General features: G+C 44.9%; 22 protein-coding genes. 4 read left to right on the top strand and 18 right to left on the bottom strand.

Features of this window, described 5'->3' with window-relative positions; translation table 11 throughout:
* Positions 1–60: 60 nt before the first annotated feature.
* The 5 genes from rsmA to QOS07_RS02635 form a co-directional block, all read right to left on the bottom strand.
* Complete coding sequence (rsmA, locus tag QOS07_RS02655; RefSeq protein ID WP_283587461.1) at positions 61–954, bottom strand: 16S rRNA (adenine(1518)-N(6)/adenine(1519)-N(6))-dimethyltransferase RsmA; 894 nt, start codon at positions 952–954, stop codon at positions 61–63.
* Positions 947–1513: a ribonuclease M5 gene (gene rnmV, locus QOS07_RS02650; RefSeq protein ID WP_283587460.1), complete on the bottom strand. Its 567-nt coding sequence runs from the start codon at positions 1511–1513 to the stop codon at positions 947–949. Before rnmV ends, rsmA begins: the two co-directional genes overlap by 8 nt.
* Complete coding sequence (locus QOS07_RS02645) at positions 1500–2315, bottom strand: TatD family hydrolase (protein WP_283587459.1); 816 nt, start codon at positions 2313–2315, stop codon at positions 1500–1502. Before QOS07_RS02645 ends, rnmV begins: the two co-directional genes overlap by 14 nt.
* 3 nt (positions 2316–2318) lie before the next feature.
* Entirely contained in the window at positions 2319–4349 is a 2031-nt protein-coding gene (metG, locus tag QOS07_RS02640; RefSeq protein ID WP_283587458.1) for a methionine--tRNA ligase, read from the bottom strand.
* Between the two features lie 78 nt (positions 4350–4427).
* On the bottom strand, positions 4428–5282 hold the full coding sequence (locus tag QOS07_RS02635) for a DUF72 domain-containing protein (protein WP_283587457.1): 855 nt from the start codon (positions 5280–5282) through the stop codon (positions 4428–4430).
* Positions 5283–6105: 823 nt separating this feature from the next.
* Here QOS07_RS02635 and adhE point away from each other — a divergent pair.
* Positions 6106–8799, top strand: coding sequence for a bifunctional acetaldehyde-CoA/alcohol dehydrogenase (adhE, locus tag QOS07_RS02630; RefSeq protein WP_283587456.1), 2694 nt, complete (start codon positions 6106–6108; stop codon positions 8797–8799).
* 257 nt (positions 8800–9056) lie between these two features.
* On the opposite strand, the gene QOS07_RS02625 is transcribed toward adhE, so the two are convergent.
* The 11 genes from QOS07_RS02625 to sufC all read right to left on the bottom strand — a co-directional run bounded on the left by QOS07_RS02625 (position 9057) and on the right by sufC (position 21160).
* On the bottom strand, positions 9057–9533 hold the full coding sequence (locus QOS07_RS02625) for a hypothetical protein (protein ID WP_283587455.1): 477 nt from the start codon (positions 9531–9533) through the stop codon (positions 9057–9059).
* A 177-nt stretch (positions 9534–9710) separates the two neighbouring features.
* Positions 9711–10718: a D-2-hydroxyacid dehydrogenase gene (locus QOS07_RS02620; RefSeq protein ID WP_283587454.1), complete on the bottom strand. Its 1008-nt coding sequence runs from the start codon at positions 10716–10718 to the stop codon at positions 9711–9713.
* A 605-nt stretch (positions 10719–11323) separates the two neighbouring features.
* The gene (gene pflA / locus QOS07_RS02615) at positions 11324–12157 is read right to left on the bottom strand and encodes a pyruvate formate-lyase-activating protein (RefSeq protein WP_283587453.1); all 834 of its coding nucleotides are present in this window, start codon (positions 12155–12157) and stop codon (positions 11324–11326) included.
* A 58-nt stretch (positions 12158–12215) separates the two neighbouring features.
* Positions 12216–14498 (bottom strand): formate C-acetyltransferase, encoded by a 2283-nt coding sequence (gene pflB, locus QOS07_RS02610; protein ID WP_283587452.1) that lies wholly within the window; start codon positions 14496–14498, stop codon positions 12216–12218.
* Between the two features lie 244 nt (positions 14499–14742).
* Complete coding sequence (locus QOS07_RS02605; protein WP_283587451.1) at positions 14743–15630, bottom strand: helix-turn-helix domain-containing protein; 888 nt, start codon at positions 15628–15630, stop codon at positions 14743–14745.
* Positions 15631–15644: 14 nt separating this feature from the next.
* On the bottom strand, positions 15645–15980 hold the full coding sequence (locus QOS07_RS02600; RefSeq protein WP_283587450.1) for a metal-sulfur cluster assembly factor: 336 nt from the start codon (positions 15978–15980) through the stop codon (positions 15645–15647).
* A 14-nt stretch (positions 15981–15994) separates the two neighbouring features.
* Positions 15995–17404 carry a Fe-S cluster assembly protein SufB gene (gene sufB / locus QOS07_RS02595; RefSeq protein ID WP_283587449.1) on the bottom strand — a complete coding sequence of 470 codons (1410 nt, stop codon included), beginning with the start codon at positions 17402–17404 and terminating at the stop codon, positions 15995–15997.
* On the bottom strand, positions 17401–17859 hold the full coding sequence (gene sufU, locus QOS07_RS02590; protein WP_283587448.1) for a Fe-S cluster assembly sulfur transfer protein SufU: 459 nt from the start codon (positions 17857–17859) through the stop codon (positions 17401–17403). Before sufU ends, sufB begins: the two co-directional genes overlap by 4 nt.
* A complete protein-coding gene (locus QOS07_RS02585) occupies positions 17846–19084 on the bottom strand; it encodes a cysteine desulfurase (RefSeq protein ID WP_283587447.1) in 1239 nt (412 codons plus the stop codon). Before QOS07_RS02585 ends, sufU begins: the two co-directional genes overlap by 14 nt.
* Positions 19065–20351 (bottom strand): Fe-S cluster assembly protein SufD, encoded by a 1287-nt coding sequence (gene sufD / locus QOS07_RS02580; RefSeq protein WP_283587446.1) that lies wholly within the window; start codon positions 20349–20351, stop codon positions 19065–19067. Before sufD ends, QOS07_RS02585 begins: the two co-directional genes overlap by 20 nt.
* Positions 20352–20362: 11 nt before the next feature.
* The gene (gene sufC, locus QOS07_RS02575; RefSeq protein WP_283587445.1) at positions 20363–21160 is read right to left on the bottom strand and encodes a Fe-S cluster assembly ATPase SufC; all 798 of its coding nucleotides are present in this window, start codon (positions 21158–21160) and stop codon (positions 20363–20365) included.
* 207 nt (positions 21161–21367) lie between these two features.
* On the opposite strand from sufC, the gene QOS07_RS02570 reads away from it, so the two are divergent.
* The 3 genes from QOS07_RS02570 to QOS07_RS02560 are packed head-to-tail and all read left to right on the top strand — an operon-like array spanning position 21368 to position 23748.
* Positions 21368–21577 (top strand): FeoA family protein, encoded by a 210-nt coding sequence (locus QOS07_RS02570; protein WP_283587444.1) that lies wholly within the window; start codon positions 21368–21370, stop codon positions 21575–21577.
* Positions 21577–23565 (top strand): ferrous iron transport protein B, encoded by a 1989-nt coding sequence (gene feoB, locus QOS07_RS02565; protein WP_283587443.1) that lies wholly within the window; start codon positions 21577–21579, stop codon positions 23563–23565. The genes QOS07_RS02570 and feoB overlap by 1 nt, the downstream gene beginning before the upstream one ends.
* 12 nt (positions 23566–23577) lie before the next feature.
* Positions 23578–23748 (top strand): FeoB-associated Cys-rich membrane protein, encoded by a 171-nt coding sequence (locus QOS07_RS02560; RefSeq protein WP_283587442.1) that lies wholly within the window; start codon positions 23578–23580, stop codon positions 23746–23748.
* An 86-nt stretch (positions 23749–23834) separates the two neighbouring features.
* On the opposite strand, the gene QOS07_RS02555 is transcribed toward QOS07_RS02560, so the two are convergent.
* Together QOS07_RS02555 and QOS07_RS02550 are read right to left on the bottom strand one after the other, a co-directional pair.
* Positions 23835–24533 (bottom strand): NAD-dependent protein deacylase, encoded by a 699-nt coding sequence (locus QOS07_RS02555; protein WP_283587441.1) that lies wholly within the window; start codon positions 24531–24533, stop codon positions 23835–23837.
* Positions 24534–24537: 4 nt separating this feature from the next.
* Positions 24538–25500 (bottom strand): IpaB/EvcA family protein, encoded by a 963-nt coding sequence (locus QOS07_RS02550; protein ID WP_283587440.1) that lies wholly within the window; start codon positions 25498–25500, stop codon positions 24538–24540.

Genomic DNA, 25500 nt, shown 5'->3' with positions numbered 1-25500 from the left:
TTTCAGCATGAAACAATTAATATTACCATTTTATTATAATGAAGTCAATAATATTAACGTTTATAGCAGTTGATCCGCGTGAAGTGCATTGGCCAGCTTAATAAATTGTTCAAGGGTTAGCCGTTCTGGCCGTATTTGTGCTGAAATCCCTAATTGATCAAGAATTCCCTGCATTTTCTCCTTTGTTTCAGCCTGTTTGCCAATTGTTGACTGCAGATTATTCCATAAGCTTTTACGCCGGTGAGCAAAGCAACCACGAATAAAGCCAAATAATTTTTTCTTATCAAATGGCTGAACGGCTAGTGGTGACTGCCGTGGTTTCAATACTACAATTGCTGAATCAACATTGGGCGAAGGTACAAAGACCCGCCGCGATACATTAAAAGCAATCTCAGCTGACATCTGGTACTCAATTGCGAGAGTTAACGCACCATATTGCTTAGTGCCGGGCTTGGCAGTTAACCGTTGCGCCACTTCCTTTTGCATCATGACACAAATAGCCGCCCATTTAACTGGCGAGGCCAGCAGGTTCATCAGAATTGGGCTTGTAATGTAGTAAGGCAAATTGGCAACTACCTTTACCGGCTTATTTGGGTCAGTAAAATGTTCCTTGATTAATTCCGGCAGGTTGGCTTGAAGGACATCCTGGTTAAGTACCGTTACATTGCCGTATGGCTCAAGTACTTCCTCCAAAACCGGAATCAGGTCCTGGTCAATTTCAAGAGCAAGGACCTCCCCAGCCGATTGGGCCAACTGTTCAGTTAATGCACCAATCCCTGGGCCGATTTCAATTACGTTATCTTCCTTCGTAATTTTCGCCGCATCAACAATGTTTTTGAGAACATTTAAATCAGTCAGAAAGTTCTGACCAAAGCTCTTTTTTGTATGGATACCATACTTTTCCATGATGGCCCTCGTCCGGGTCCGACTACCAATTTCTGGCGTGTTACTCATTTTCTTCCTCCTGGTCGATCTGTTGAACTGCTTTTGCAAACTGTTCGGGAGTAATCCGGAACATATTTAAGCGGTGGACGAGTTGCTTACCATTACCGTAACCAATTCCAAGCAGTTGTCCCAAGCGTTCGCGACGGTGCCGGGCCTGAGCATTACCAGTTAAACCCGCCTGTTGCAAATCTTGGTGCGAAAAGATGACCTGTTCTTCGGGTGCCTGGGTGTAAAGGTGATCTAGTGCGGCCTTAATCGTCGCCGGATCAGCATGTTCGACTCCCAAGCTGCCATGAGCTTCGGTTGGTACCCCTTGATCGCGACGGATAAAGGCATGTTTTATTCCTGGGACCGCTGCCGAGATCATCTTCCGCAACCGTTCCCCATTAAAGTCGGGGTCGGTGAAAACGATCAGTCCCCGGCTAGCCTGCAGCTTTCTTAAACGGGCAAGGTCGCCCTCATTTAATGCTGAACCATTAGTCTCATAAGTATCAGCATCAACTGCCTTCTTGATCTGCTTAGTATCATCTTTTCCTTCAACAACAATTACTTCTTTAATTTTCGTCATGCTTTCGGTCCTTTAAGAAAAGTTGACTGGCGTTCTTGTACGTCTGGTAAGCTACCCGGCTGGTTTCAACCTGCTTAAGTTCAGCAACTGCATCAACCACAAACTTAGTAAAAGCCGGTTCATTCTGCTTTCCCCGGTATGGTGCTGGTGTTAAGTAAGGAGCATCTGTCTCAACCATCATCCGGTTAAGCGGAACTGCCTTAACTGCTTCATGGACTTCGGTGGCACTGCCAAAACTTGCAACCCCACTAAAGGAAATATACATTCCCAGGTTCATGAACTTTTCTGCCCATTCTGGTGACCCATTGAAACTGTGCATTACGCCACCAAACTCATCGACATGCGCATCTTTTAAAATATCGTACGTATCTGCCAGCGCCTCCCGACAGTGAATTGAAACCGGCAAGTGCAGGCGCCGTGCCCAGTCTAGCTGCTCGGCAAAGATTGCTTGCTGGCGGTCATGTGGCGAATTTTCGTCATTGTAGTAGTCAAGGCCGATTTCGCCAATGGCAACCACTGTGGGGGTGTGAAGCTGCTGCCATAATTGTTCACGTGTCGTTTCGTTAAAATTCTTAATATCTTCCGGGTGCCAACCGATGATGGGGTGCAAATTGCTGTACTGTTCACCCAGCGCTAATGCCCGTTGGTTCAGTTTGGTATTCGAACCAACAATGTTCATCTCGGTTACTCCATAATGGGCTGCCCGGTTTTCAAAAGCAGCGACATCATCATAAAAAGGATCATCATTAAGGTGCGTATGGGAATCGTAGACCTTGCGCCAATCTCCTCGTTGTTTTCCCATCTTTTAGCCTAGTTCTAGCCCTGGTTCAAGGCTGTCATCAACCGTAACCACTTGAACTTGGCCATCCTTTTCAACGGACAAGAGCATCCCTTGGCTGACTTCACCACGCATCTTCCGTGGCTTCAGGTTAGCTACGATCACAACCTTCTTACCAACTAATTTTTCCGGTTCAGGATACCACTTAGCAATTCCTGACAGGATTTGCCGACCCTGCTCACTACCATCGTCCATGTGGAACTTCAGTAACTTATCGGCACCTTCAACGTGTCCTGCAGAGGTAATCTTGGCTACCTTCAGGTCAACCTTATCAAAGGCTTCAATCCGGATCAGTTTTTTACCATCAGTATCAACTGCTGGTTCATCCTTCTTTACAGCTGCCTTTTTTGCTGCTTCCATCGCTTTCCGTCCCTTCGTCTTTTGGTTAGCGCTCATTTTACTCTTAATAAATTCAACTTCTTTTTTAACATCTAACCGCGGGAAGATTGGGGTTCCCTTAGCAACCACTTGGGTACTTGCTGGGAAGTCATTAAATTCAACCGTAGTTAGCTCGATTGCTTCTTCTGGCAAGCCAAGTTGACGGCAAATTTCCTTTGGCGCATCTGGCATTACTGGTTGAAGCAACGCAGCAATTAGCCGTAAGCTCTTTGCCAGATGAGTCATAACGTCAGAAAGTTCTTCCTTCTTGCTGTCATCCTTTGCAAGTACCCATGGTTCAGTCTCATCAATGTACTTGTTAGCACGGGAAACAAGCTTCCAGACTGCTGACAGTGCATCAGCAAAGTGAGTCTTATCCATCTCTTCCTTGTACTCAGCTACTGCATCAGCGGCGGTCTTTTCAAGGTCAGCATCAAAGTCAGTAGTAGCACCATTAGTACCAGTAACCTTACCGCCTTGGTACTTATTAATCATGGCAACGGTCCGGTTTAAGAGGTTACCAAGGTCGTTAGCCAGGTCATAGTTAACCTTATCAACAAAGTCTTCAGGACTGAAGACACCATCATTTCCAAAAGGCATTGCCTTCAAGAGGTAGTAACGAGTAGCATCCAGGCCGTAACGGTCCACCAGTGTTTCAGGATAGATCACATTCCCCTTTGACTTGGACATCTTACCGTCCTTCATCGTTAACCAGCCATGGCCGATAACGTGCTTTGGCAATGGCAAGCCAAGAGCATGAAGTATGATTGGCCAGTAAATAGTATGGAAGCGAACGATTTCCTTACCAACCATGTGGACATCAGCAGGCCAGTACTTCTTAAAGAGGCTATCATCATCAGAACCATAGCCAAGTGCCGTAATATAGTTAGATAAAGCGTCAATCCAAACGTAAACCACGTGCTTTGGATCATTTGGTACCTTCACTCCCCAATTAAAGGAGGTCCGGGTAACCGCTAAGTCTTCCAGTCCTGGCTTCAAGAAATTGTTTACCATTTCATTCATCCGCGTGTGTGGTTCGATGAAATCCGGGTGTTCCTTATAGTAGTTCATCAACCAGTCAGCATACTTGCTCATCTTGAAAAAGTAGGATTCTTCCTTTACCAGTTGAACTTCATGACCAGATGGAGCCTTACCGCCGATTACCTTGCCGTTATCATCACGGTATACTTCGGCCAATTGACTTTCCGTGAAGTACTCTTCATCATCAACTGAATACCAGCCAGTGTATTCACCCTTGTAAATATCACCCTGGTCAACAAACTTTTGGAAAATCTTTTGAACTGCCTTTTCGTGGTAGTCATCGGTTGTCCGAATAAACTTGTCATTGGTAATTTTCAAAGTCTTCCATAACTTTTTAATTCCCGCAGCCATTTGGTCAACATATTCTTGGGGTTGCATACCCAGTTTGTCGGCCTTTTGTTCAATCTTCAAGCCGTGTTCATCGGTCCCGGTTAAGAAGAAAACGTCATACCCATTTAGCCGTTTGAAACGTGCTTCGGCATCACATGCAACAGTGGTGTATGAGTTACCAATGTGAAGCTTACCAGATGGATAGTAAATGGGTGTTGTAATGTAATAAGTTGGTTTTTGTGTAGCCATATGAGGCCCCTCTTTCTTCTAAGATTGTATTGACGTTAAGTATAGCATAAACAGCGTGGCAATGGTGACGGACAGTGGTCAAAACAGGTCGAGCTGTTCTGGTGAACGGGGAGCTAGTCCCGTAAAGTTGATTCCCATCATCTTTTGCAGTTCCAACGCATTTGGTGCAGCATCCCCACCAGAATTGTTGTTAAAGATGATGCAAACCTCGTTAGGTTGCGGCTGCAGGTGGTTAATAGCTTGCATAAAACTAGCTAATTCATCGTGAGAATACTTATATAGCGTCCGTGTTTTGCGCCAGCTCTTATCCTGGTTTGCCCAGCCCTGCTTATTGCGCCCATGGAGGCGGAGCATTACTAAGTTCGGATTGGTGGTAACCAATTTAAACGGTACAGTTGTAACTTGGTCATGTGGTTCATCTGCGGCTACCAAGGTAAAATCAAGGTCCCGACAATATCCAATTAACGAATCGATAACCCCGGGCCGGTACCAGCTATTATTCCGCAATTCAACCGCCACAGGCAAATCACCCAGCCAGCTTCGGACCATCCGTAAATACTCAATATCCGCAACGCTAGAATCAAAATATGGCGGGAACTGAAACAAGATCGTTTTGAGCTGACCACTAGCAATCAGTGGTGAAATTGTCTTACGGTACTGGGCAAAGAGCTGCTCCACTTCACCCTTTTCCTGCCCCCGACGGTGAAGGGTCATCCCCTGGTTTGCCTTGATAATAAATTGAAAACTCTCCGGAACCATTGAAAGCCAGTTTTGAATGGTACTCATTTGCGGGAGTGCATAGAAAAAGGTATCCACTTCAACGGTTGGAAAATATTGGGCATATTCATTGAGGGTCACCGGTCGCTGTTCGTTATGTATTAGGACGGGGTGTTCTGTCCAGGTGGTCATCCCCATCGTGATTTTTGTTGCCATAATTGCCTCCTATCCTATCGCAATCCTAATTACCACCAGCCGAAATTGCAATAAGTAAGCTGGCCATTCTAAGCAAATTGCTCATCTTTTTCTTAGAATTGGCAAAAAATATATATTCATTATTCAACGCGATTAATGGCGTTAAATCAACAATTATGCATCTTTGCCGCGTTACTATACATCGCAAGCGTTTATTCCCACTAAATTTATGCATTTTAAAAATGAGTAAGGGCGTTTAAACGCTTTGCTAACGGGATCGAAGATGTTATCTTAATGGTGGAAAATATGAAGGGAGCGATCAAAATGCTACTAAATTCAAAGTTATTCAGCAAGGAAAACAACCAATCAGCTAAGGTTCGTAAAGAAAATTCAGCGGTATTACCTATCAAGGTTGATGGGAAGGTCGTTCTCTTTGCGTAACAAATAAACAATTCAGTAATCAGGCTGGGTAGATACTCAATAAAGTATTTGCCCAGCCTTTTATTTTGGTATAGGTAAAGGGAAAAACAAAGTTAGGCATGGTAAAGCTTTATATTACTTGGTTGTGAAAATGTGAATAATTTTTGCACATTTTATAAATAATGTCGCAAATTCAATTAATTACGAAAGCGTTTCCTTTTACGCCATTGAAATATCTATGAGCAAACGTTTGTCATAAATGTTTTTTGTGAAAAAGTTCATTTACCTATTGTAATTAAGACATTTTGATCTATAATAAGAATTGGTTCATGAAGTTAAGTTTGTTGTTTGGAGGGGACGATTCAAAGATAGAATTCAAATTGGTTTATAGATGTTTCGTTTGTTGATAGGAGGGCATTGGCAGATGGATAAGAATAAAAAAGCCGCAAAGGTACAGCCAACCAAAGAGCAAAAAGAAGCTGAAGAAAAAGAAGCTCGTGAATACATTGACGGCTTAATCAAGCGTGCCATGGCAGCGGAAGAAAAGTTCGCTACCTATTCACAAGAGCAAGTTGACAAGATCGTACAAGCTGCTGCCACAGCTGGTACTGAAGCTTCTCTTCGTTTAGCTCACGAAGCCGTTGACGAAACCCAACGTGGTGTTGTTGAAGATAAGGATACTAAGAACCGGTTCGCCAGTGAAAACTGTTACCACTCCATTAAGGATGATAAGACTGTTGGTGTAATTGGTGAAGATCCTGTTTTAGGTCAAGTAAAGATTGCCGCCCCACTTGGTGTTTTAGCTGGTGTTGTTCCAGTTACTAACCCAACTTCAACGACAATGTTTAAGATTTTGATTGCTTTGAAGACTCGTAACACGATTGTCTTCGGGTTCCACCCACAAGCACAAAAGTGTTCAGTCCACGCTGCACAAATTCTTTATGATGCTGCTGTTAAGGCAGGTGCCCCAAAGGATTGTATCCAATGGATTGAAAAGCCATCGCTTGCTAAGACTACTGCTCTGATGCGCAACCCACACGTTGCTGCTATCTTGGCTACCGGTGGTCCAAGCATGGTCCACGCTGCTCTTACTTCTGGTAACCCATCAATGGGTGTTGGTCCTGGTAACGGTGCTGAATTTGTTGACCACACTGCTAAGATCGACCGTGCCGTTGAAGATATGCTTCTCTCCAAGCGGTTCGATAACAGTATGATTTGTGCTACTGAAAACTCAGCCGTTATTGAAGAACCCGTTTACGACGAGTGGATGAAGAAGATGCAAGAACACGGTGCTTACGTTGTTCCAAAGAGTGAATACAAGAAGTACGAAGACTTTGTATTCAACGACAAGCACGGTGTTAACGGGCCGGTCGCTGGTAAGCCAGCTCGTTGGATTGCTGAACATGCTGGTGCTAAGTTGCCAGAAGGTAAGGACATTCTCCTGTTCGAACTTGATCCTAAGAACATCGGTGAAAAACTTTCATCAGAAAAGCTTTCTCCATTACTTTCTGTTTACAAGGCTAAGGACCGTGAAGACGGTTGCCGGATTGTCGAAAAGATATTGAACTACCAAGGTGCCGGCCACAACGCCGCCATTCAAATTGGTTCAATGAACGACCCATTTGTTAAGGAATACGCTAAGAAGGTTGACGCAGCACGTGTCCTCGTTAACCAACCTGACAGTATTGGTGGCATTGGTGATGTTTACACCGACGCTCTTCGCTCTAGTTTGACGCTTGGAACCGGATCATGGGGGAAGAATTCATTGTCACACAATTTATCAACACAAGACCTACTCAATGTCAAGACTGTCGCAAAGCGTCGTAACCGTCCACAGTGGATCCGTCTACCACAAAAGATCTACTACGAAAAGAACGCTGTATCATACCTGCGTGACAGTTATGAAGAAATGCACCGTGTATTTATCGTTGCTGACCCAGGAATGGTTGAATTTGGCTTCGTACAAAAGGTTGAAGATCAACTGAACGCACGGAATGAACCTGTCAACTACCGGGTATACGGCGATATCGAGCCTAACCCACCTCTGAGTCAAGCAATGGAAATTGCTCAAAAGATTGCCGACTTCAAGCCTGACACCATCCTTGCTATCGGTGGTGGTTCTGCCCTTGATGCCGCTAAGATTTCACGTTACATGTACGAATACTCACTCAACCAAGAACCAGGCTTCTTGGAAGACCACGACAAAGTCAGCGACCTCTTCCTTCGTCTGCAACAGAAGTTCTTGGATATCCGTAAGCGTACTGTTAAGTTCCAGAAGCCAAAGGCTACTAAGTTAATTTGTATCCCAACTACTTCTGGTACTGGTTCAGAAGTCACCCCTTACTCAGTTATCACTGATGATAAGACGGATGTTAAGTACCCACTTACTGACTACGAACTGACTCCAGATGTTGCAATTGTTGACCCTGAATTCGTTATGACTGTTCCAAAGCGGACATTGTCCTGGACTGGTCTGGACGTTTTGAGTCACGCCCTCGAATCATACGTATCAGTAATGGCATCTGAATTCACCCGTCCATGGGCTCTGGAAGCCGCACAACTTGTCTTCAAGTACTTGAAGAAGTCTTACGACTACGATCCAAAGCACCCAACTGAAGAGGGTGAAGAAGCTCGTGAGAAGATGCACTACGCTGCTACCTTGGCAGGTATGTCATTTGCTAACGCCTTCCTTGGTATGAACCACTCACTGGCTCACAAGACTGGTGGTGCCTTCGGTCTTCCACACGGTTTGGCAATTTCTATCGCTATGAACCACGTTATCCGCTTCAACGCTAAGACTGGTGCCGTAAAGCGTAACCCATTCCCACGTTATGAAGTATACCGTGCTCAACACGACTACGCACAAATCGCTAAGGCTGTTGGCTGCAAGGGTAACACCGATGCAGAACTTGTTGAAGCACTCTGCGACAAGATCGACCAATTAATGGCTTCTGTCAACGTTGTTCCAAAGCTTTCTGCTAATGGTGTAACTAAGAAGGAATTCGACGCTGCACTTGACACGATGGTTGACAACGTCTACAACGACCAATGCACTCCTGTAAACCCACGGCAACCATCATTGGCTGAAATTCGTCAATTACTGATTGATCAATTCTAAGCTGACCTCCAGTGTAGAATCTGATTTCCGCTAAGGATAAGAATAAAAGCCGGACTGAATCAATTCAGCCCGGTTTTTATTTGTCGTTAATGGTGTAAATAAAGAAGATCTGACAGCAGATTGCCAGAAGGCACAGCAAGGCCGATTTCGCTTTTAGTACCGCCGTTATATATTTCCCCATGAGGCTTTAAAAACCACAACAAAGGGCTCACAGGCAAGGAATAAAGCCATTCCCTACCCGTGGGCCCTTTTTCTGATTAAAGCTCTGGCAGAACTTCAAGGTCAATTTTTTCTTGATTTAGAATCACTCGGTGTGCCCGATCAATCGTTTCGGTCATATTTTGAAGCTGTGTAAAGGTCTCATCAATGATTTGTTCAGCCATTTCATCATATGATTCAATGAAATCACCGGTAATGTTCAACTGATCATAGTCGTAGATCTCTTCTACCCGCCGTTTAGTATTCTTTAAGTACTTGTTGTTAGCCTTGTAAATGTAGCTAAGGAAGCGGCTCTCTAAGCGGATACGAGTAAGGTCAACCCCTTGTAGCAGTTGATCCTTCATTGATTTATCAATTTCCTCGATCTGCTGGTGATAATGTTCATTGAAAAGGTCGAAGACTTCTTTGATTCGACGACCACTGATGTTTTCCTTAATTGAGTCATGCTTTTCACTAAGTGTTTCTAATTGGTCACGAATGTGGTCAACTGAATAGTAATCTAGATCATATCTCATCTAAAAGTCCCTCCTTTTATTATTGTTGTAATATACAACGATTAACGATAGAAGTAAAGGAAAATACCTCATTTTTCTAATTTAATTTTAATTTTTTGAGCAGTAATTTACTACAAAACCCCATAGTTGGTACTCCCACCGACTATGAGGTTTTAATCAATCATTCACTTAATTATGTTAGCCAACCTTAACAGGTGTGTCAGCTTCTTCGCCATTGATTAATTCATTGTTGTTATCAAAGGCTTTAACAACCATGTTGCGAACCGCGTGTGTAGTGTAGAAGGCGGTGTGAGGGGTAACGAGAACGTTTGAACGGTGAATTAAGTCCCAAAGACGGTCGTCAGGGAACTTCTTATCACGCCAGTCTGCGTTGAAAATCCCAACTTCGTCTTCGTAAGTATCCATGACGAAGCCAAAGATCTTGCCACTGTCAAGACCCTTAATAACAGCATCTGTGTCAACCAAAGCACCCCGTGAGCAGTTAACCAGAACAACATTGTCCTTCATTTCAGCAATTGTCTTGTCGTTGATCATGTGGATGTTTTCCTTCATTGCTGGAACGTGGAGTGAGATAACGTCAGCCTGCTTGTAAAGGTCATCAACAGAGTCTACATAGTAGCCTTGCTTCTTCAATTCAGCGTTTTCAAATGGGTCATAAGCAATAACCTTAGCGCCGAAGCCTTCCATAATTTGCATGTAAACCCGGCCAATGTGACCTGTACCAACAACACCAACAACTTGGTCCCGAACTTCACGACCAATTGTTGGTGCCCACCGAAGATCACCCTTTGCTACTTTGTCATCCATTACCTTCGTCTGACGGAGAATCCGTGCAGTTTGGATGGCAGCATGTTCAGCAATTGCATCTGGTGAGTAAACAGGAACGTTAGTAATTTGGAAGCCAAGCTCCTTAGCTTTGTCCATGTCGATGTTATCAACACCAACATTACGTAAGGACATCTTAGTAATGCCCAGGTCAGCTAGAGCTTGCAGAGTGTCAGCCTTGTAATCAAGTTGTTGGTAAACAACAACCCCATCAGCTCCCTTTGCCTTTGAAGCTGTTTCAGGAGTCAACAGTTCATCCGTGTATTCGACATCAACATCTGGGTGCTTTTCAGACCATTCTTTTACGTATGGTTCTTCATCCTTACGAATACTGAATGCAAAAATCTTCTTATCAGACATGCCTCATACCCCTTTTCTTGCCAAAACATCTAACTATATAAATAGTTATAACTGCAAATAATATTTGCAAAACTATTCACAATTTAATTATATAACTGTAATCGTTGATAGTAAAGCGCTTCCAGCCAATAATGTACTAATAATAAAATATATCTGACACGTTAATTTAATAATAATTAACACCCACCAGTTATTAAGCATGTTAGCAATAATTTGTCCATCATCCGCCACCAGCAGCCGTCAACAAGTGATTTATTCTCTTGCTGGCCAAGTAGTTTAAGCCTAACTTAACATCGTCATATACGACCTTAAATAGCTAATAAGCAGCAATTGTGTACCATTGATAACCCACTTTCATCGCACACGATGCCCGGTAAGTCTGGTTGATCATCCATCATTTTATTGCTATTTTTCACGCGTTACAGCGCCTCTCACCGCGCCTAGCCACTCGTTTGCCTCTCCACTAGCCATTCACTGAGAGCAATCACAGCTGCCTCATGCTGGTATAAGCCATCCAGTAGCAATCAATAATGAACCCAACTAAAAAACCGCCACGGTTCTATCGCCGTGACGGTTTTTGATGAGTATATTGCTAGAACACAAGATTATGAAACAGGGTGATTCAACGTACTCATACCTGGACGCCAAGTTTGGTATCCTTGGTAATCTGCAGTATGCAGAAGCTTGTTAGCATTCTCAACCCGGTCTTCAGTAGGTGTTTCCACCCCTTCAAGACGGTATGGAATACCAAGCTTGTGATACTTAGGAACCCCAAGTGTATGATAAGGCAGAACTTCAAACTTCTCAACGTTACGTAAGTTCTTCTTTACGTAATCGCTCAATTGCTTTAAGTACTCATCATTGTCAGTGATTCCTGGAACCAATGCGTGACGAATCCAGACTGGTTTACCTATATCTGAGAGATACTGGCACATATCCAAGATATTCTTATTTGACCAACCAGTAAGTTTTTTGTGTTCCACTGGATCGATATGTTTAATGTCGACCAGCAGGATATCAGTAAGGTCCATTAATTCATTAAACTTGCTAAACCAAGGTTCTTCTCGAGTAAATGGATGTCCACAAGTATCCAAGCACGTACTGATACCTAACTCTTTACATTGTCTAAATAAATCGATCACAAAGTCAATCTGCAGGAGGATTTCACCACCAGAGCAAGTAATTCCTCCTTGATCGCCCCAGAAACTCCGGTAAGGCAGAGCCTCATCAATAATTTCCTTTGCGGTTCTCTTTTCGCCAACACCAATCTTCCATGTGTCGGGGTTTTGGCAATACTTGCATCTCATGTTACATCCCTGCACGAACACAACGAACCGAATTCCGGGTCCATCAACAGCCCCAAAACTGTCTGTTGAGTGAACAAAACCTTGAATTTGGCCGTCCTCTGTCGTTGGGACTCCTGGTAATAGTTTACTCATCCTGCCACCTGCTTCCTAACAAATTAATCTTCTATACTCACACCGGAGTAGTTAATAATTACATCCGTGTGTGGTAAGTTCTTGCAATAACATCGTCTTGTTGTTCCTTGGTCAAGTCTGCGAAGTATACACAGTAACCAGATACCCGGATAGTAAGTGATGGGTAGTTTTCTGGGTGCTTTTGTGCATCGATCAGAGTGTCACGGTTGATAACATTGATGTTCAAGTGGTGACCCATGTTGTCCATGTAACCATCAATCATGTGAACAAGAGTGTCAACCTTAGCTGGCATGTCATGACCAATTGACTGTGGAGTCAAGTGGAACGTGTTGGAAATACCATCGGTTGCGTATTGGTATGGTAACTTAGCAACTGAAAGAAGTGAAGCTAAAGCACCGTTTTCATCGGCACCGTATGATGGGTTAGCACCTGGTGCGAATGGTTGACCGCCCTTACGTCCATCAGGAGTAGTACCAGTGTTCTTACCGTAAACAACGTTTGAAGTAATAGTAAGAACAGAAGTAGTAAGACGAGATCTTGCACCGCCGTAAAGGTGGTGACGCTTCATGTCAGTGTAGAGTTGCTTTACAAGCCATACAGCAATACTGTCTACACGGTCATCGTTGTTACCGTAACGTGGGAAGTCCTTGTCAGCCTTGAAGTCGACAGCAAGACCTTCTTCATTCCGAATGATCTTAACATGACCGTACTTGATAGCGGAAATGGAGTCTGCAGCGTGTGACAGACCGGCAATACCAGTAGCGAAACTGTATTCCAGATCAGTGTTCTTCAGAGCCATTTGTGCTGATTCGTAGTAGTACTTGTCGTGCATGTAGTGAATGATGTTCAGTGAGTTTACGTAAACATCAGCAAGCCAGTTCATCATGTCCTTGAACTTGGACATAAATTCATCGTAGTCAATGTAGTCAGAAGTGATTGGCTTGTATGCAGGACCAACTTGTTGACCAGTCCGTTCATCACGACCACCGTTGATAGCGTAAAGAACAGCCTTAGCCAAGTTAGCACGAGCACCGAAGTATTGAGAACCAGTAGCAATTGGTTGTGCAGATACACAGCAAGCAATGCCGTAGTAGTCAGTACCCCAAGTCTTAACCATCAAATCATCGTTTTCGTATTGGATGGTTGAACTTTCAACAGATACACTAGCAGCGTACTTCTTCCAGTTTTCTGGGAGACGATCACTCCATAACAGGGTGATATTTGGTTCTGGAGCTGGACCCATGTTGTGCAGGGTGTTCAGGAACCGGTAAGCAGTCTTGGTAATGTGGTGACGGCCGTCCAATCCCATACCACCGAGTGACAGGGTTGCCCAAATTGGGTTACCAGAGAACAGTTGGTTGTAGGTGTTAGTCCGCATGAAGCATACCATCCGCAGCTTCATAGTGAATTGGTCAATTAATTCTTGAGCTTCCTTTTCAGTCAGAACACCGTTTTCAAGGTCACGGTTGATGTAAATATCGATGAATGTATCGATACGACCGATTGACATAGCGGCACCGTTTTGTTGCTTGATAGCAGCAAGGTAACCGAAGTATAACCATTGAATAGCATCATGAGCGTTAGTAGCTGGCTTTGAAATGTCGTAGCCGTATGATGCAGCCATAGTCTTGATGTCGTTCAAAGCACGAATTTGATCTGAAAGGTGTTCACGCATTTGAATGACTTCATCAGTCATTTCACGGTCACCATAGTTTTCAAGGTCGTTCTTCTTGTCGGCAATTAGACGGTCGATACCGTAAAGGGCAACACGTGGGAAGTCGGCAATGATCCGGCCACGAGCATATGCGTCTGGCAGACCAGTAATAACCTTGTTGTGACGTGCACGACGAATTTCGTCAGTGTATGCGTCAAAGACACCTTGATTGTGAGTCTTTGAAAGTTTTTCGAAAACGTAGTCAGTTTCTGGGTCAATCTTGAAGCCATTTTCTTCAAGGGCTTCCTTAGCCATCCGAATACCACCAAATGGCATTAAAGCAACCTTCATTGGCTTGTCAGTTTGTAAACCAACAATCTTTTCCAATGACTTGTCAAGGTAACCTGGCTTGCTTGATGTAATAGTTGATACGGTCTTGGTATCTGCATCAAGTGGGCCACCATGCTTACGTTCCTTCAGCTTAATGTCCATAAGCTTGTCGTTCAGCTTAGTGGTTGCGTCTGTTGGGCCTTCCAGGAATGATTGGTCACCGTTGTATTGGGTGAAGTTGTCTTGGATGAATTCACGAATGTTAATTTCGTTCTTCCAACGTTCACCTTTGAAGCCAGACCAAGCGTCCTTAATGTCTTCCTGGGTAATAGGATCTACTTTTGTTTCAGTAGCCATAATGTAGCCTCCTTGGCTTGTTAAAACTAATAAGCAACTAAACTAGATACTTGTGAAACATCTCTATATGAAATGTAACTGGGCTGTACAATGAATTCATTTAATTAGCCTACGACTATATATTACACCATATGGCGATAAATTGTAAGCGCTTTTTCCTAAATAAATGGTGGCCAAAATGTCAAAAAAGGTCCGAAATACTACTGTTATGCGTTTTCTTCGTCTAAAAATATTAGATAAAGTTCTAAGCTAATTCACTAAACTGTTTTTTAAGGGCTGCTGCCTGCAATTCAACCACACTATTTTTATTAAAACGAGCAAAAACTAATGCCTCTGACAGCAGTTGGCTTATCTTTTCTGATGGTTCTCCTGAACTAATGGCATTATTTGCCTCAAGCAACTTTACTCGGGGCATAAATAAGGTTAGGTACCGGGCTGCACAAAGCTTTTTCACCTCACCCAACGACGCATCACTATCGGCTAACCGTTTGCGTAACGCCTGATACTCAGCAACATAATAGCGCATCATGATAATCCGCCCGTACTGGATGTCCGCCAGGGTGATCGTTGACTTTGCCCTGGCTCTTGCCCGGTCCAAATAGTTGATAACCTTGGTAAAGAAAAATTCGGCATTGCCAAGGTGGTCCCGACGTGCATACAAGATTCCACAGCCTAGGTAAGCGAGCTTTGAAAAAACAGTCTGGTGCTCTTCATCTAATTTATCCAGAATTTGGGTAAAGTTAAACATGGTGGTTGCAGTTTGGTTACTAGTCAAAGTATCAATCATTCCTTTGAGATAGTAGTACTGCATCCGCATTTTCTTACTAATTAGGTCATCAACATTGACGGTTGCTAGCAACTTAATTGCGGCCGGAAATTGTTCCGCCATCAATTGCTGCTCAACCCGGTCCAAAACGGTCAAGCGAACCTGTTTAGCTGGTCGCTCACTCTTACTGAGATCGCTGATTGTCATATCAAGGCGCTGACATAGCTGGTTTAAGATCCGAACTGATGGAACCTGGCCCTTATTTTCTAGCTTACTCAACGTTGACTGCGTACAGATACCATCACACAATTTCACCTGTGAAATGCCCTTTTGCTTGCGCCGTTGGACAAATTTTTGGATATCCATTACCATCCGCCTCTTTAGCCATGGAGACCGAGTGCAATCTTTGCGAACCGACTCATCTTATCGATTCCCCACGCAGGCTCCCAAACTAAGTTAATTTTGCATGTCTTAACACCATCAACAGAGGTTGCGGCATCGGTAATCGCAGCATTTAACAGGTCACCGAGCGGGCACCCCATCGTGGTCAACGTCATTGTAATCAGACATTGGCCAGTATCCTCATCAACCTGGACATCGTAAATCAGGCCCAGGTTAACAAGGTCAATTCCCAATTCCGGGTCAATAACCTTTTCCAGAGCGGTCATTACGGCGTTTTCGGTTGGTGAATATTCTTTCTTTTCTTCATCTGCCATGTTAGTGTCTCCTTTTAACCAATTGAGCCTTCCATTTCGAAGCTAATTAACCGGTTCAATTCAACCGCATACTCCATTGGAAGCTGCTTAGTAAATGGTTCCACGAAGCCCATGATAATCATTTCAGTAGCCTTAGCTTCTGAAATACCACGACTCATCAAGTAGTAGAGCTGCTCTTCAGAAATCTTTGATACCTTCGCTTCGTGTTCCATTGCAACGTGAGCATTATCAATTTCGTTGTACGGGATCGTATCAGACGAGGACTGATCATCCATAATAATCGTGTCACATTCAACGTGGGCCTTGGAGCCATCCGCCTTCTTGGTAAAGCGAACGGTTCCCCGGTAGTCAGTTGAGCCACCCGTCTTAGCAATTGACTTAGAAACAATTGAACTCGACGTGTTCTTAGCATTGTGAATCATCCGGGCACCAGAGTCCTGGTGAATGCCGTTGCTAGCAACCGCAATTGAAAGCATTGTTCCCCGTGCGCCTTCACCATTTAGGTAAACGCTTGGGTACTTCATTGTGACTTTTGAGCCGAGGTTACCGTCAACCCACTCCATCGTGGCGTTTTCGGCGGCAGCCGCCCGCTTGGTTTCCAGACTGTAAACATTGTCCGACCAGTTCTGAATCGTCGTGTACCGGCAGTATGCATCCTTGCAGACGTTAACTTCAACCACCGCCGCGTGCAAACTATCAGAGGAGTAGTTTGGTGCAGTACAGCCTTCAACGTAGTCCACGCTGGCACCCTCATCAACAATGATCAGAGTCCGTTCAAATTGACCAGTGTTTTCGGCATTCAGCCGGAAGTAAGACTGGATTGGCGTCTTGGTCTTAACACCCTTTGGCACGTAAATAAAGGAACCACCAGACCAAACAGCAGCATTCAGTGCCGCAAACTTGTTGTCTGTTGGGTGAACTAGCTTGCCAAACCACTTCTTAAAGAGGTCTGGATATTCACGGAGGGCTGAATCAGTATCAGTAAAGATAATACCCAACTTTGCAAATTCATTTTTCATGTTGTGGTAAACAACTTCGGACTCGTACTGGGCAGACGAACCGGCCAAGTACTTCCGTTCCGCTTCTGGTACCCCTAAACGATCAAAAGTCCGCTTCAGGTCTTCTGGGACATCTTTCCAGTCCCGGAACTTCTTGTCAGTCATTTTCTGGTAGTACAGCATGTTTTCCAAGTCCAATTCGGACAAGTCCGGTCCAAACTTAGGCATTGGTAGCTTTTTGTAGATATGATAAGCCTTCAGCCGGTAATCGAGCATCCACTTTGGCTCATGCTTTTCGGCGGAAATCTTCCGGACAACTTCTTCAGTTAGGCCCCGACCTGTCGAGTAAACTGGCTTCACATCATCATGGAAGCCATATTCGTAATTGTCATCGCCTTTTACGATGCTTGCTGCATCCTCACTCATTGCTCTTCCTCCTCATCGTCTTTCTTCAGCAAAGCCCGTTGCAGCGCCCACCAGGAAATAGTGGCGCACTTAATCCGGGCCGGGAATTCCATAATACTAGTCAAGATCTGGGCGTCACCTAATTGATCCAAATCTTCTTGTGGATGCTGTTTGCCAATTGCCATGTCAGAGAAGGTCTTGGCCATGTTAAGTGCTTCATCAACCGTCTTCCCTTTAACCGCTTCCGTCATCATGCTGGCAGAAGCTTGACTAATCGTGCAACCAGAACCGGTATAACCAATATTTTTAATTCGGTTATCCTCCACATCAACGGACACATTAATGGTGTCACCACACGTTGGGTTGTGCACCGTCATCTTGCTCGTCGCATCTGGAATATCATGTTTATTGTGCGGGTGGTTAGCGTGATCCAGGATCACTTCCCGGTATAAGCCGTTTAACTTAGATAGTCCCACCGTTAAAGAACTCCTTTGTGGCCTTGATGGCCTTAATTAATTGATCTGCATCTTCTTTTGTGTTGTAGAAGTAAAAACTGGCCCGGGACGTTGCACTGACCCCCAGTGCCTCCATCAGTGGCTGTGCACAGTGGTGACCAGCCCGAACCGCAACCCCTTCAGCATCAAGGGCAGTTGCTACGTCATGTGGGTGAAGGTTATCCATATTAAACGCAATCACACCGGTGTGCTTCTTGGGATCTTGTGGCCCATAAACCGTCACGTATGGAAGAGCCTCTAGTTTGGGAAGCACGTAATCAACCAGTTCTTGTTCCTTTGCAACAACGTTTTCCATTCCCACCTTTTCCAGGTAGTCAACCGCGGTTCCCAAGGCAATTGCACCAGCAATACTTTGGGTGCCGGCCTCAAATTTAAATGGAATGTCAGCAAATTCTGTCCGGTCGCGGTGAACAGAGCTAATCATTTCACCACCGTATTGGTATGGTGGCATTTGCCGCAAAAGATCAGCTTTTCCATACAGGACACCAATTCCTGTTGGGCCCATCATCTTGTGGCCGGAAAAAGCATAAAAGTCAACATCGAGGTCCTGGACATCGACTGGCATGTGTGGAACCGACTGCGCACCATCCCCCACAAAGACGGCCCCGTGTTCATGAGCTAACTTTGCCAGTTCTTTAATTGGGTTAACTACCCCTAAAACGTTGCTAGCATGGGCTACTGCGACAATTTTTGTCTTATCAGTGATTTTCTTCTTTGCATCGTCCATGTCGAGGGTACCTTCTGGAGTCAATTCAATGTACTTCAGTACCGCATGCTTCTTAATTGCTAGCTGTTGCCATGGAATCAGGTTGCTGTGGTGCTCCATGATTGAGATAACTATTTCATCCCCCTCATGGATGTTTTGCTCACCATAGGTAGAAGCAACCAGGTTTAGGCCGTCAGTACAGCCCTTCGTAAAGATTATTTCCTTATTATCCGCTGCATTAATGAAGTGTTGAACCTTCTTACGGGCCTCTTCGTATTCTGCCGTTGCCCGTTCTGCCAAGGTGTGAACGCCACGGTGAACGTTGGCGTTGTCATGTTCATAGAAGTGCACCAGGGTGTCGACCACCTGCTTTGGCTTTTGAGCAGTTGCCGCATTGTCAAGGTAGGCAAGTCGTTCCCCATTTACTTGTTGGTCTAGTACCGGAAAGTCAGCGGTTAGATCATTGATATTGTTGGCCATCAGTAAGCTTCCTTTCTAGAATATCCACGAGCTTATTCCGAACATCGGCAGCCGGAATAGCACTTAAGACGGCGCCCAAGAAGCCACGAATAACCATCCGTTCGGCTTGCTTGCGCGGAATACCACGACTCATCAGGTAATACATCTGGTGGGGGTCAACCGGGCCAACACTAGCCGCATGCCCGGCCTCAACATCATTTTCATCAATTAAAAGGATTGGGTTAGCGTCACCACGTGCCTTATCCGACATAATCAGAACCCGGTTTTGCTGGTCAGCCTTTGAACCATGGGCACCATGAATAATTTGGCCAATCCCGTTAAAGATCAATTCCGAATTTTCAAGGATAACACCACGTTGGTTGATCAAACCGGTAGTGTGCTTGCCATGGTTGGTAACCCGGTTGTTAACACCGACCTCTTGGTTCTTGGTAGTAACGGCAATCATCTTTGAGTTAGCATAACCACCCTCGCCTAACAGTTCAGAGTCCATGTCACCAACCGTATCGCCATCATTCATCAGGCCAACTGCCCATTCAACGTGGGCGTCTCGACCAATATCAGCACGACGCTTAAAGTAGGTATGCGTCTTTTCGCCCATTTCATCCAGTGAAGAGAAGTCAATTTCACTGTTATCCCGGGCAATCAACTCAATCATCATGTTGGCTGGATTTTCGTGGTCCCCAACAGTAGTCAGGTGTTGGATAAACTTCACCTTGCTCCCCCGGTCGGCAATAACCAGGATGTGTGAAATCAGTGGTTCACTTTGGGTATTATCCTGAACCAGTTCCGCCTCAATCGGCTTTTCAATGACCACATCTTTAGGCACGTACAGGAATAGTCCAGCATTGAGATAGGCAGCATGGTAAGCCGTCAGCAAGTTTTCATCCGCCTTAATGGCCGTCATAAAGTAACGGTCAAAAAGGTCCGTATGTTCCCGCGCCGCAGTGAAGATATCAGTTAAGATGACACCAGCCGCCTTTAGCTTATCCGGCACATGAACTTTTACCGTTGTCTGGCCGACCTGCGTTACCCGGATTACTTCATCGTCTGGCTTCATTTCTTCAAGATCGGTATCTGACTTTACCCAGTTCAGAGGTTGCTTAGCAATTAATGGCCAGTCATAGTACGTAAACCGTTGCATCCGTGGCAAACGGAGCTTAGTCATTAACTCCCAGGCCGCAAGCCGCTTCTCCAGCAAGCTAGCCGGCTCGTTATTTTGCTGGCTGGCAGCAGTCAGTTGTTCCTTTTCTTCTGCTAAATTAGTCATTTCAGCACCCCCTAGTCCTCATCGTCAACTAGTTTGATGTCGAGTCCTAATTCATCACGTAAGCCAGCGTAACCTTCATCTTCAAGCTTCTTAGCCAAGTCTGGGCCACCAGTCTTAACAATCCGGCCGTCCATCATTACGTGAACCGTGTCGGGAACGATGTAGTTAAGCAACCGTTGGTAGTGAGTAATGATCAGTGAACCGAAGTTGTCACCACGCATTGAGTTAACTCCCTTGGAAACAACCTTCAGGGCATCAATATCCAAACCAGAGTCAATTTCGTCAAGGATAGCGAAGGTTGGTTCAATCATCAGTAACTGGAGGATTTCATTCCGCTTCTTTTCACCACCAGAAAAGCCCTCGTTAAGGTACCGCTCCGTCATCTTTTGGCTCATGTCCAGAAGCGAGAGGTTTTTATCCAATTTCTTAATAAAGTCCATGACGGAAATTTGGTCATCTTCCGGCCGCCGTGCATTGATAGCTGCCCGGAGGAATTCAGCATTAGTTACCCCTTGAATTTCAGCTGGGTACTGCATTGCAAGGAAGAGTCCCTTCCGTGCCCGTTCGTCAACCGGCATATTAATGATGCTTTCACCATTTAAGAGGATGTCACCCTGGGTTACCTTGTAGCCCGGTTGCCCCATGATTGTTTGGGAGAGGGTGGACTTACCCGTCCCGTTTGGTCCCATGATGGCGTGGATTTCACCCGTCTTCATCTTTAAGTTGACCCCTTTTAAGATCTCCTTTTCCTTTTTGCTTTCTTCATCTTTTACTGAAACATGTAAATCACGCACTTCAAGTGTGGCCATTTGCAAAGCATCCCCTTAAATTTAATATTCCAAAATATTCCAAAAGTAAATACTACAAGATGTAATACGTTTTCATTATATACCGAATGATTTCGAAAGAAAACTTTTCGTTTAATTATTTTTTAAGCGGTTTCAGCGGAGTATAATATTACTGTAAAAACGTTGATTTTATATATTTTTGGAATAATTGGTCGTGAGGGTGATACGATGATTAACCAGCAATACACGCTAAATTCATTTAACTGTCTTAATAAACCAACTGCTAGCCGGCTACACAATATGGGGCTATGCGAGGGCTGCCCAATCAAGGTCATCCAGCGCTACCCCTTCCACGGTCCGGTAATTATTGAAAATAACCACCAGCGGATCGGTATTCGCTACCGTGACTTTGCGGCACTAACGGGAGTTGAAGCTTAATGGCAAATGTTGCACTAATTGGTAATCCCAATACTGGGAAGACCACCCTTTTCAACTCCCTGACGGATAAGTATGCATTTGTGGGTAACTGGACCGGGGTAACGGTCGAAAAAAAGGTCGGTACCCTTAAAAATTCTGATATCCAGATTGTCGACCTCCCCGGTGCTTATTCGCTTAACCCCCTCACCAAAGATGAAGCGGTCGTTACTAACTACCTGCTAACGAACCGCCCTGACCTTATTCTAAACATTACCAACGCTAGCCAATTAAAGCGGAACCTGCTATTAACGATTGAAGTGTTGGAACGGGGCCTACCGGTGATCCTGATTCTTAATATGATCGACGATTTGCGGCGGAGCGGTCAGTCATACGACCTTGACTTAATCAGTCACCGCCTTGGCTGCCAGGTTGCTACTACTAACGCCCGTGGACACAAGGGAATCAACGCTCTTCGTCAGCAGATTCTTAACTACCAAAACATTAGTAGCCAACCGCTCCAGCTTGATTACTCCGGAATGTTGCAACAAGCAATCCGCCAGGCTACTGAAGCACTACAAAATGATTTTGATTATGACGCGACGACGGCCCGCTGGCTGACAATTGAATTCATCAACCAAAGTAAAGCAGTCCGCGAATATGCATCTGCTAAGGGGCTGACCCCCTTACTTAGTCAGGCGCCATACTATGATGCGCAAAAGTTTGCCGACCAAATTTACGAAAACCGGCTTGACTTCATCGAAAAGCTTCTTGCTGATGCAAGGCAAAGCGTCACTAGTGGTGGCCAGCCGGAAGTCACTAGTAAAATTGATAAAGTCGTTACCAACCCCATTCTGGGTCTACCGATCTTCGCTGGAATCTTCTACCTAATGTTTAAGATTTCCTTTGAATGGGTTGGGACACCACTGTCAAACCTACTAGACTGGTTCTTATCGGTGCCGGTTTCAAACACGGTTAACCACTTTCTCATTCAGGTAGGTGCCATGGCGCCGCTAAGGTCACTTGTCGTTAACGGTATTATTGCGGGAGTCGGTGGAGTGCTTGCCTTCATCCCCCAAATTTTTACCCTATTTGCCTGCATCTCGCTGCTAGAGGATTCCGGCTACATGGCCCGGGCCGCACTGGTTACTGACCGGCTAATGCAATTAATCGGGCTCAACGGTAAGTCATTTATTCCGTTAATCATTGGTTTTGGTTGTAACGTCACCGGAATCATGGCAGCACGGACAATTGAGCAGCCAAAGGAACGACTAGTAACAACGCTGATTATGCCATTCATGAGTTGTTCGGCCCGGCTACCAATTTACGGGCTGGTTGTAGCCGCCTTTTTCCCGAAGCACCAGGCGCTGATAGTCCTCTCAATTTACTTTTTGGGGATCTTCGTTGCCCTCCTGGTTGCTAAGTTCTACCAACTGCTTTTTCACGTCAAGGAACGGTCAGTTTTCATCATTGAACTTCCCGAGTACCACTTGCCCCGTCTTGATATCATTTGGCATGGTACCTGGGATAAGGGAAAAGGGTTCATCAAAAAAGCCGGTACCATCATTTTTGCCGGTACCGTCTTGATTTGGTTGCTCTCTAGCTTTGGTCCTAGCGGGTTCGTTACTGATTCCACGAAGAGTTTTGCAGCCGTCCTTGGTCACGCCCTTGTCCCATTCTTTAAGCCAATTGGGATCGCCGAGTGGCAAGCTATCAGCGCGCTCTTCACTGGCGTTCTTGCTAAGGAAGTCATCACTTCCAGCATGATGGTAATGTTTCACACCAGTAATAAGGCTGTCCTCATTGCAGCACTGAGCCAATTTATGACGCCGGTAGCAGCCTACTCCATGATGATCTTTGTCCTGCTATACATTCCATGTTTTGCTACCCTTGCAACGATTAAGCAGGAGACTGGTTCTACGAAGTGGATGCTATTTTCCGTAGTAATGAGCTTAGCAATTGCCTATGTTACGTCATTTATTGTTTTTCAGGTTGGTTCACTACTCTTTTAGGAGGTCTGCATAATGCAAGTATTAGTTAATGTTTTGCTCGTCGCTGCGATTATCGCCCTTGCAGTTTTCATCATTTTCCGTACCTTTAGGAAAGTAAAGACTGGCGGCAAGTGTGCCGCTTGCGACTATGATTGCGAATTAAAGAAGATAAAAGATAAGCATGATCACTTGATGGCTAAGTAAAAACAAGGTGTTGTGACAAAGCTCAACTTTGTTACAACACCTTGTTTTTAGTTTCAAATATTAGTGTGCTACAGCTCCAACTTGTTTTATACCTTCAACTCATCAAAGAATTTCGTTGCGTCTTCTTGAACCATTTCAAAATCAAACGAGAAGTTTAATTTCTGCCGGTTAATCGCAATTACTTTGGCATTCGGGTTCCGGTATTCCAGCAGGCCCGCAAATGGGTAAACCTTCATTGATGTCCCCACAATTACAACCAGGTCCGCATTCTGCAATGCCTTGACCGCATCAACAATATTTTGCTGCTTAATCCCTTCATCATACAATACGATGTCCGGCCGCAATGGGCCACCATCTAATTTGTGAATCCGGCTTTCCAGATATTCTTCAACCGGTACCGATTTCCCACATTTTTCACAGTAAACATTGTACAGGTTCCCGTGAAAGTCAACTAGGTGCTTAGTCCCGGCTTCTTCATACAGGTTATCAATGTTTTGCGTAATCACTGTTGCCCGATCCTGCTGTGTCAGTGCCGCCTGCTTTTCGTGAATTACATTTGGCTTGGCGTCAGGGAAATAGAGGTTCTTCTTACAAAACTCATAGAAGCCTTCTGGGTCACTAGCAAAATAACGGTGGCTCAAATAGTATTCCGCGTTCCGGTTCTGGGTATAGAGGCCATTTGCTGACCGGAAGTCTGGAATCCCTGAAGCGGTTGAAACACCAGCCCCCGTTAAGAAGACAATGTGTTTTGCATCATCAAATGCTGCTTGAATGTTTGTATCCATCAGATCACTTCCTTACGATATAAGGGATACTGTGCTTTTCAAGAAATTCCTTCACTGGTTGTGCATACAATTTCTTAAATTCTTCCGGCGTTTCCGGATTTGGTGCCGGCATTGTAAATGAATTTTGACCATCACTCCGCCGAATGCCAACATAAGCCCGCTTGGTTGTTCCCCGCTCTTTCATATCGGAGTGGTAAATTTCAAAGACCTGACGCAGGCTTAACCGGAGCTGCCGTTCACTCAAGACCGGTGAAAGAGTCGTGTATTCATTATTGTGCAGAGCCGGGAGACCCCACTCCTGCATTTGCTGGTCAAATAAGGAGTAAACCTTAATAATTGACCGCCGCATATCAAATGGGGATTTGATCGGCTTAGCCACAATCTCATCATAAATCTTCTTGGCTGCCGCGAGCGCCTCAGGGTAATTTCCCTTAAGGCGGTCTTCGTACTTATCAATGTGGTCCCCATAAAATACCAGGGCATCAAGCAGGGTTAGCAGGCGAAGAGTCTTCTCTTCATCATCCTTGCCACCCTCTGGCGTTAGCGTATGTTCGATTCCCTTTAAGTACTCTTCTTCAACCTGGTCATCAATCAAGTTGTGTTTCCGTTGTTCAGCAACCACTACCCGGTGCATGGCAACGTTATACAGGTCCGTTGACATAATCATCATCTGTTCATCCAGCTGCTTATCACCGAGTGAAAGCTGGAAGAAGATCTGTGGGAATCCCCGAAGAAGCATCAAGAGGTGCAACAATTCGTGAGAGGCCGTGTAATTTGGTGCCGTTAAGTCAGTGACAATAATAAAGAGGCCACCGGGAAGCGTCTTTTGCGTTGCTTGATCATGACGGACGTAACCAGACTTTTCACCGTGGAACTGAACAAAGACCGTTCCCTCGGGGTAAAGGTCATTAACTTGTTTTAATAATTCCTGGTTGGCCGCATTCAATTCAATTTTTTCTTCACTCAT

Origin of the sequence: Limosilactobacillus viscerum, from assembly GCF_947387525.1 — a bacterium.
GTDB lineage: Bacteria > Bacillota > Bacilli > Lactobacillales > Lactobacillaceae > Limosilactobacillus > Limosilactobacillus viscerum.
The sequence above is the reverse complement of the archived record's forward strand: the minus strand, read 5'-3'. Positions and strand labels throughout refer to the sequence as shown.

Coding starts and splice junctions, on each gene's coding strand:
- rsmA (WP_283587461.1), bottom strand. CDS start 954: ATGAGTAACACGCCAGAAATTGGTAGTCGGACCCGGACGAGGGCCATC.
- rnmV (WP_283587460.1), bottom strand. CDS start 1,513: ATGACGAAAATTAAAGAAGTAATTGTTGTTGAAGGAAAAGATGATACT.
- QOS07_RS02645 (WP_283587459.1), bottom strand. CDS start 2,315: ATGGGAAAACAACGAGGAGATTGGCGCAAGGTCTACGATTCCCATACG.
- metG (WP_283587458.1), bottom strand. CDS start 4,349: ATGGCTACACAAAAACCAACTTATTACATTACAACACCCATTTACTAT.
- QOS07_RS02635 (WP_283587457.1), bottom strand. CDS start 5,282: ATGGCAACAAAAATCACGATGGGGATGACCACCTGGACAGAACACCCC.
- adhE (WP_283587456.1), top strand. CDS start 6,106: ATGGATAAGAATAAAAAAGCCGCAAAGGTACAGCCAACCAAAGAGCAA.
- QOS07_RS02625 (WP_283587455.1), bottom strand. CDS start 9,533: ATGAGATATGATCTAGATTACTATTCAGTTGACCACATTCGTGACCAA.
- QOS07_RS02620 (WP_283587454.1), bottom strand. CDS start 10,718: ATGTCTGATAAGAAGATTTTTGCATTCAGTATTCGTAAGGATGAAGAA.
- pflA (WP_283587453.1), bottom strand. CDS start 12,157: ATGAGTAAACTATTACCAGGAGTCCCAACGACAGAGGACGGCCAAATT.
- pflB (WP_283587452.1), bottom strand. CDS start 14,498: ATGGCTACTGAAACAAAAGTAGATCCTATTACCCAGGAAGACATTAAG.
- QOS07_RS02605 (WP_283587451.1), bottom strand. CDS start 15,630: ATGGATATCCAAAAATTTGTCCAACGGCGCAAGCAAAAGGGCATTTCA.
- QOS07_RS02600 (WP_283587450.1), bottom strand. CDS start 15,980: ATGGCAGATGAAGAAAAGAAAGAATATTCACCAACCGAAAACGCCGTA.
- sufB (WP_283587449.1), bottom strand. CDS start 17,404: ATGAGTGAGGATGCAGCAAGCATCGTAAAAGGCGATGACAATTACGAA.
- QOS07_RS02585 (WP_283587447.1), bottom strand. CDS start 19,084: ATGGCCAACAATATCAATGATCTAACCGCTGACTTTCCGGTACTAGAC.
- sufD (WP_283587446.1), bottom strand. CDS start 20,351: ATGACTAATTTAGCAGAAGAAAAGGAACAACTGACTGCTGCCAGCCAG.
- sufC (WP_283587445.1), bottom strand. CDS start 21,160: ATGGCCACACTTGAAGTGCGTGATTTACATGTTTCAGTAAAAGATGAA.
- QOS07_RS02570 (WP_283587444.1), top strand. CDS start 21,368: ATGATTAACCAGCAATACACGCTAAATTCATTTAACTGTCTTAATAAA.
- feoB (WP_283587443.1), top strand. CDS start 21,577: ATGGCAAATGTTGCACTAATTGGTAATCCCAATACTGGGAAGACCACC.
- QOS07_RS02560 (WP_283587442.1), top strand. CDS start 23,578: ATGCAAGTATTAGTTAATGTTTTGCTCGTCGCTGCGATTATCGCCCTT.
- QOS07_RS02555 (WP_283587441.1), bottom strand. CDS start 24,533: ATGGATACAAACATTCAAGCAGCATTTGATGATGCAAAACACATTGTC.
- QOS07_RS02550 (WP_283587440.1), bottom strand. CDS start 25,500: ATGAGTGAAGAAAAAATTGAATTGAATGCGGCCAACCAGGAATTATTA.